Genomic DNA, 784 nt, shown 5'->3' with positions numbered 1-784 from the left:
CCCGGCTCTGTCGCGCTGCGCGCGCCAATCGCCGACCTCCCCTCAAGGGGGAGGTTGGACAATCCGGACCGCCCCCGCCAAAGGACCAAACCATGAAAATCACCCGCGCAGGCACGACGCCCTCGGCCAAGGGCCCCGCCGACTACTTCACCGGTACCGTCCGCCTCGACAAATTGTTCGCCGCCGAGGCCCCCGGTCGAGTGCAGGGCGCGGCGGTGACATTCGAGCCGGGCGCGCGCACCGCCTGGCACACGCATCCGCTGGGGCAGACGATCATCGTCACCTCCGGCATCGGCCGCGCGCAGCGCGAAGGCGGCCCGGTGGAGGAGATCCGGCCGGGCGACGTGGTCTGGTTCGAACCGGGCGAAAAGCACTGGCACGGCGCGTCGCCGGAAGTCGCCATGACCCATCTCGCCATCCAGGAAGCCCTCGACGGCGTGGCGGTGACGTGGCTCGAGCAGGTGAGCGACGAGGATTATGCGGGCTGGAGCGACGATGTCTGAGGCGGGGATGGCAATCCACGACCCGCGGCCCGAAACGGCAGGAGATCGCGCGTCCTCCGTCATCCCGGCCTTGAGCCGGGATCCAGCGACCCGGCGTCCGCCGGGTCAAGGGACTCGTTTCAGCCCGGGGACCCGGGCTGGCTGGATGCCGGATCAAGTCCGGCATGACGGTGGGGCGGGCTTTGGCCAACACCCAGGCCTTGAGTGTGGGACTCGCGTGATGGCACCCCACCTGCCCCTTGAGGGGAGGTCGGAGAGACAAGCGAAGCGCAGGCGATCCG

Annotated in this window: 1 protein-coding gene; it reads left to right on the top strand. The window is 69.8% G+C overall.

Annotation, left to right across the window (positions count from 1 at the left end):
* Nucleotides 1-92: 92 nt before the first annotated feature.
* A complete protein-coding gene (locus LL06_RS24995) occupies nt 93-503 on the top strand; it encodes a cupin domain-containing protein (RefSeq protein WP_035533484.1) in 411 nt (136 codons plus the stop codon).
* Nucleotides 504-784 lie beyond the last annotated feature (281 nt).

Source organism: Hoeflea sp. BAL378 (genome assembly GCF_000759435.1).
In the GTDB taxonomy this organism is placed as follows: domain Bacteria; phylum Pseudomonadota; class Alphaproteobacteria; order Rhizobiales; family Rhizobiaceae; genus Hoeflea.
Note: the sequence above shows the minus strand (reverse complement) of the source record. Positions and strands in the feature narration are given on the sequence as shown.